This is a genomic window from Bergeriella denitrificans NBRC 102155 (assembly GCF_001592185.1).
In the GTDB taxonomy this organism is placed as follows: domain Bacteria; phylum Pseudomonadota; class Gammaproteobacteria; order Burkholderiales; family Neisseriaceae; genus Neisseria; species Neisseria denitrificans.
The window spans coordinates 1-5935 of sequence record NZ_BCWL01000136.1 but is presented as its reverse complement, the minus strand read 5'-3'; the positions used below and the strand labels follow the sequence as shown (position 1 = coordinate 5935).

5 protein-coding genes are annotated in these 5935 nt (G+C 58.8%); 4 read left to right on the top strand and 1 reads right to left on the bottom strand.

The genetic code is table 11. From position 1 onward, the window contains the following. Window positions 1–91: 91 nt before the first annotated feature. Entirely contained in the window at window positions 92–1384 is a 1293-nt protein-coding gene (locus tag BDE01S_RS07610; RefSeq protein WP_066079657.1) for an FAD-binding domain-containing protein, read from the bottom strand. 236 nt (window positions 1385–1620) lie between these two features. Here BDE01S_RS07610 and BDE01S_RS07605 point away from each other — a divergent pair, with 236 nt between their 5' ends. From BDE01S_RS07605 to BDE01S_RS07590, 4 genes are all read left to right on the top strand, one after another. Further along, complete coding sequence (locus tag BDE01S_RS07605; RefSeq protein ID WP_066079654.1) at window positions 1621–3036, top strand: alanine/glycine:cation symporter family protein; 1416 nt, start codon at window positions 1621–1623, stop codon at window positions 3034–3036. 164 nt (window positions 3037–3200) lie between these two features. Further along, entirely contained in the window at window positions 3201–3647 is a 447-nt protein-coding gene (locus BDE01S_RS07600; protein WP_066079651.1) for a hypothetical protein, read from the top strand. Window positions 3648–4041: 394 nt separating this feature from the next. Beyond that, a complete protein-coding gene (locus BDE01S_RS07595; RefSeq protein WP_245934318.1) occupies window positions 4042–4683 on the top strand; it encodes a phosphatase PAP2 family protein in 642 nt (213 codons plus the stop codon). A gap of 71 nt (window positions 4684–4754) precedes the next feature. Further along, window positions 4755–5708: a YheT family hydrolase gene (locus BDE01S_RS07590; RefSeq protein ID WP_066079648.1), complete on the top strand. Its 954-nt coding sequence runs from the start codon at window positions 4755–4757 to the stop codon at window positions 5706–5708. The last annotated feature ends 227 nt before the right edge of the window (window positions 5709–5935 follow it).

Sequence of the window (5935 nt, the reverse complement as noted above, 5' to 3'; positions counted from 1 at the left end):
TGCCCTACGCGTTACAGTTTCTTAGCCGTTTAACCATATAAAAAGCCGTCTGAAATATTCAGGCGGCCTGAAGCAGGATAAAGCGGCGGAATCAGAGCGGGAGCAGCGGAGCCGGATAGCCGTTTGTTTCCGCATTCGCGCCCGCCAAGTGCGGCGTATGCACGAGCTCTTGCGGCAAATGGGCGATTTCGGGCACATGGCGGCGGATGAACATGCCGTCGGGGTCGAGCCTGCGGGACTGCAATACAGGGGAAAACGGGCGCGTATCGGCGGCGGCGGTCTGCCAGTTGCCGACATTGACGGCGGGGTCGTAATCGGTCAGTTGCGCGGCAAACCATGCTGCGCCTGCCTGCCACGGCTGTGCGAGCGCGGTGCACCAGAAGCGGGCGGTCATGTCGCGCAAGGCGGGCGGCAGGTTTCCGCTCTGCGCCAGGACGCGCATGGCGGCGTCTATCAAGGGAAAGCCTGTCTGCCCGCTCTGCCAGCGTTGCAGGTAATCGGCATCGGCCGTCTGAAAAGCGGCGGTGTCCGCTGCGTTTGCGCCGTTTTCCTGTAAACGGAATGCTTGTTGATAATAGAAATCGCGCTTGATTAAGGTTTCCAGCCATGCGTGATGCCCGTGTTGCCATGCCCACGCGGCCAGTACGCGGGGGGAAATGCAGCCTGCGGCCAAATAGGCGCTGAGCCGGCTGCTGCCTTTTCGGGCGGGGAAGTCTTTCAGCAGCGGGTAAAGCGCGGCTTCCGGGGCAAACTGCGTCCACTGTTTTTCTGCGGCTGCTTCGCCGCCTGTCTGAGCTAGGGCGGGCAGGTCGTCGCCCGCTTCAGGAAACGGCGGCAGGCTGTTGAAGGCCGTCTGAATATGGCCGGCTATGACAGGCGGTTTTTCAGACGGCTTTGCTGATGAAAAACGCGCTGTGTACGCGGCCAGCCAGGCGCGGCGGTAGCTTTGGAAATCGGGATTTTGTCCACCGTAAGTGTCGGCGATGTCGGACTTGGCAAATACGGTGCGGTCGTTGATGCGGATAAAGGGGATGTGCTGCGCGTCGAGTATGCGCCAGAGATGGTTGTCGGCCAGGATTTCAGACGGCGTATAGGCTTCGTCGGCCACAACTGCCGTGGCGCCCGTTGCTGCGGCCAGACGCGGAATGTCGTCTTCCGCCCTGCCCGCAGCGGCATACAGGGGGATGCCCCGCTCAGCCAGCTTTTGGTGCAGCTCGGCGGCGGATTGATACAGGAAACGGGCTTGGCGCGTGTTGACGGTTTCAGACGGCTCTTGCAGCCAAACGCCGGCCACGGGCAGGCCGCGCTGCAGGGCGGCGGCGAGCGCGGCGTTGTCGGCAAGGCGCAGGTTGCGGCGGAACCAGATCAGCGTTGTTTCGGGCATGGTGCAGGCCGTCTGAAAAATAAAAAGGATTGTAGCAGAAGGCGCGGCTTTTTTCAGACGGCTGTGTTTGCATGCGGCGCGGCAAGCGCTGAACAGGCAAGTATTTGATATACAACAAAATCAATCCGGGTAAATTTTTACAAGAATGTAGGCAATCTGTTAAAATCCGTTTCTTTCCATTTACAGTCCGCTTTTCAGACGGCCCGGCCGCCTGCGCGGAACACTGAGAGGTATGTATGACCGAAACCTTGCATTCCTGGGTCAATGCCATCAACGGCCCGATGTGGGATTTGCTGATTTTCTTGTTGCTGGGCACCGGCCTGTTTTTCACGCTGGCGACCGGATTTGTACAGTTCCGCCTATTTGGCCAAAGCATCAAAGCCATGCTCGGCGGGCGCAAACAGGGAGACGACCCGCACGGCATTACGCCGTTTCAGGCTTTTGTGACCGGCCTGGCCAGCCGCGTGGGCGTGGGCAATATCGCGGGCGTGGCGATTGCCATCAGCGTGGGCGGCCCGGGCGCGGTGTTTTGGATGTGGCTGGTGGCGATTATCGGCATGAGCTCGGCTTTTGCCGAATCTTCGCTGGCGCAGCTGTTTAAAATCCGCGACCACGACAACCACCATTTCCGCGGCGGCCCGGCTTATTACATCACGCAGGGCTTGGGTCAGCGCTGGCTGGGCACGCTGTTTGCGTTGAGCCTGATTTTCTGTTTCGGCCTGGTGTATGAAGCGGTACAGGCCAATACCATCGTGGCGGCGGCGGAAACGGCCTGGGGCTGGGACAAACACGCAACCGGCGTGGCGCTGGTGATTCTGACCGCGCCGATTATTTTCGGCGGCATCCGCCGCGTGGCCAAGCTGGCGGAAATGATTGTGCCGCTGATGGCGCTGCTGTATCTGCTGATGGCGCTGTATATCATCTTCACCAACTTGAGCATGGTGCCGCAGGTGTTTGCGCTGATTTTCGGCACGGCGTTTAAATTCGACGCAGCCGGCGGCGGCCTGCTCGGCGGCCTGATTTCGCAAACCATGATGATGGGCATCAAGCGCGGCCTGTATTCTAATGAGGCCGGCCAAGGCTCGGCGCCGAATGCGGCGGCGGCGGCGGAAGTGAAACACCCCGTATCGCAAGGCATGATTCAGATGCTGGGCGTATTTGTCGATACCATCATCGTCTGCTCGTGCACCGCGTTTATCGTGTTGATGTCGGACGTACCGACCGGCGATTTGAGCGGCGCGCAGCTCACCCAAGCGGCGATTGTGAGCCACGTCGGCAACTGGGGCGCGGATTTCCTGGCGGTGATTCTGTTTATGTTTGCCTTCACCACCATCATCGGCAACTATGCCTACGCGGAATCCAACGTGCGCTTTATTAAGAGCCACTGGCTGATTATGGCCTTGTTCCGCATGGCGGTATTGGGCATGGTGTATTTCGGCGCGGTGCAGAGCGTGCCGCTGGTCTGGGACATGGCCGATATGGCGATGGGCACCATGGCGTGGATCAACCTGATTGCCATTCTGCTGCTCTCCCCGCTGGTTTTCCTGCTGCTGAAAGACTACACCGCCAAGCTGAAAATGGGCAAAGACCCCGAGTTCAAACTGTCGGAACATCCCGGTCTGAAGCGCAAAATCAAATCGGATATCTGGTAAGCGCCGCATAGCCGAAAGGCCGTCTGAAAACCTGCGTTTTCAGACGGCCTTTTTTCGGATGGTACGGTTTGTGCCGCATACAGAGCACCCGTTTGCCGCGCACTATCCATAACCGCCGTATTGCGTTATAGTTCGCCGACATACCGATACCGCAAGGAAAGGCCATGAGTGCATACGCCCCCAGCAAAGCATTGGGCAGCGACGACAGCAGCGGCTTTGAGTTCGCGCAGGAAATGCTCTGCGGCGACCCGACTTACGCCGTCAATTTCGACCGCATCCAATACCACCCGCAAAAGGGCTACATTATTTTCGAATACCTGCGCTGCCACGAATCGCAAACGGTCACGCCCTACACCTCGCACCCCAACCGCTATTTCCATAAAAACCGCCGCAAATTCGAGGCGCTCTACCGCATCGCGCAGGATTTGCAGGCCACGCTGTATCTGGTGAACTACGCCGCCGCGGGCACGCCCCACGCCGACGAAATCCTGCTGATGCGCGTGCAGAGCGTCAACGCCGAAGCCGAAGCGCCCGTGCAAACCGAAGACTTCCGCACCAACCGCGCCGCATTCAGCCGCTGGTTCCGCAACCTGAACGCCGCCTGCGCCTGACGCGCCGCGCCTACCAATCGCGCGCCGTCCACCACAGCGCGCCCAAAGCCGCCAAAGACGCGAAACCGACCAGCATAATGATGTTTAAGAAAAAAACCGGCATAGCCATGCTCCTTCTATAATCGTTTCATCAGAATGAGACCAAGCAGCAAGCCGTCTGAAAATCCGTCTCCGGCGGCTGCCTGTTGTCCTGTCTTCACGAACAGCATAGCAACATCCCCGGCGGTTTTCATTTCGCTTTACCCGTTTTTCCACTTAGAAAAAAGCAATAATTATCAAACACTAACGCAATTATTTATCACTCTTTTTCAGTAATACTGCCGTCTGAAAAAACGCTTATCAATTGTTAGGGTCTGTTGATATTCCATCAGCCCCTCGGAGAACCAACCCGCCCATGCTTCCTTCACGCGCTTATCTGCCGCCTTTGCCGCGTTTGCTGGCATTATCTGCCGCCATCATCACCGCTTTTTCCCTCGTCGGCGTGATTGCCACCCGCGTGTGGGCGCAGCAGGGATTTGCGTTTGAAACGCCGCTGATGTTGTGGATACACCACCATGTCGGCGCATGGTTTCTGCCCGTCGCCGTATTCATGCACTACGTCGGCAAAACTTCGCTGGCCGTACCGCTGATTACGCTGGCCGCGGCTTGGCTGCATTTCCACCGGCGCACGGGCTACGCCGTGTTTCTGATTCTCAGCACCGCCCTGCCGACGGCGGTCATGCTGGCCGCCAAAGCCGTATTCGACCGACCGCGCCCGGATTTGTGGCCGCACATCATCGCGGAAAGCAACACTTCGTTTCCCAGCGGGCACAGCACGTTTGCCGCCGCGCTGGCGGCCATGGCATTTTTCATGTGCCGTCCGCACCAACGCCGGAAAGTCCTCGCCGCAGGCTGTATATTCGCCCTGCTGATGGGCTTCTCGCGCGTTTATTTGGGCGTACACTACCCCACCGACGTATTGGTCGGCTGGATTAACGGCTGCGCCACCGTTACCGCCGTGTATTATTGCTTCTTCCGGAAATATATAGTCGAATAACACAGAATGGGACAAGGCAGCGAAGCCGCCTTGTATCAGAATTTAATTTCTCCGACTATACACCTGCACAAATGAATACAACCGCACCCGACACACCTTTTTGGCTGCGCAACGGACATGCCGACACCCTGTTTGCCAAACTGCTGCAAGACAAGCCGCCCGCCTACCGCCGCGAACTGCTGCCCGACAGCACCGGCGAAACGCAAACCGCCTACGACTTCATCGACAGCCCCGACCCCGACGCGCCGCTGCTGGTGATGTTTCACGGTTTGGAAGGCAGCAGCCGCAGCCATTACGCCATCGAAATGATGAAAGCCGTGCAGCGCAAAGGCTGGCACGGCGTGGTGGCGCATTTCCGCGGCTGCGGCGGCGTCGCCAACACCGCGCCCGTGTTTTACCACTCGGGCGACACGCGCGAAATCGGATTCATGCTCGACACGCTCGCCGCGCGTTATCCGAAAATCTACGCCGTGGGCGTATCGCTGGGCGGCAATGCCTTGGCAAAATATTTAGGCGAACAAGGCCGTCTGAATCTGGCCGCGCCCATCAAAGCCGCCGCCGCCGTTTCCGCTCCGGTGGATCTGGCTGCGGCGGGTACGCGCTTTGACCGAGGGATGACGCGGCTGCTCTACACGCGCTACTTTCTCAGATCACTGGTGCCCAAAGCCCGCTCCTTCAGCCGCTTTCAGACGGCCTCGCCCCTTTCGCAATGCAAAACGCTGGGGGATTTCGATGATTTGTTTACCGCGCCGCTGCACGGCTTCGCCGACCGCCACGACTACTACCGCCGATCATCGTGCAAACCATTTTTAAAAGACGTTGCCGCGCCGCTGCTGCTGCTCAACGCCGTAAACGACCCGTTCCTCCCGCCCGAAGCCCTGCCCGCGCCGGACGAAGTTCCACCGTCCGTCACCCTGCTGCAACCGCCCCACGGCGGACACGTCGGCTTCGTCGGCCGCAATAAAGGCCGTCTGAACATCGAATGGCTGCCGCAAACGGTGTTGGGGTATTTTGACGGGTTTTAGTTTACGCGAATTCGGGATAAGCGACTTGAGTAATACTTTATATTTCAGCAACCTATCCCCTACCCCGTCTTTAACGGGGGGAGGGTTAGGGCGGGTGGTTGATTTACAGGCCACTTTAGGCCGGCCGCCCCCATCCTGACCTTCCCCCGCAGGAGCGGGGGAAGGGACAGATTACTGAATTTCAACGGGTTCTATATGTCTCAACCGTTTATCTTATCCCGAACGCA

Coding starts and splice junctions, on each gene's coding strand:
- BDE01S_RS07590 (WP_066079648.1), top strand. CDS start 4,755: ATGAATACAACCGCACCCGACACACCTTTTTGGCTGCGCAACGGACAT.
- BDE01S_RS07600 (WP_066079651.1), top strand. CDS start 3,201: ATGAGTGCATACGCCCCCAGCAAAGCATTGGGCAGCGACGACAGCAGC.
- BDE01S_RS07595 (WP_245934318.1), top strand. CDS start 4,042: ATGCTTCCTTCACGCGCTTATCTGCCGCCTTTGCCGCGTTTGCTGGCA.
- BDE01S_RS07610 (WP_066079657.1), bottom strand. CDS start 1,384: ATGCCCGAAACAACGCTGATCTGGTTCCGCCGCAACCTGCGCCTTGCC.
- BDE01S_RS07605 (WP_066079654.1), top strand. CDS start 1,621: ATGACCGAAACCTTGCATTCCTGGGTCAATGCCATCAACGGCCCGATG.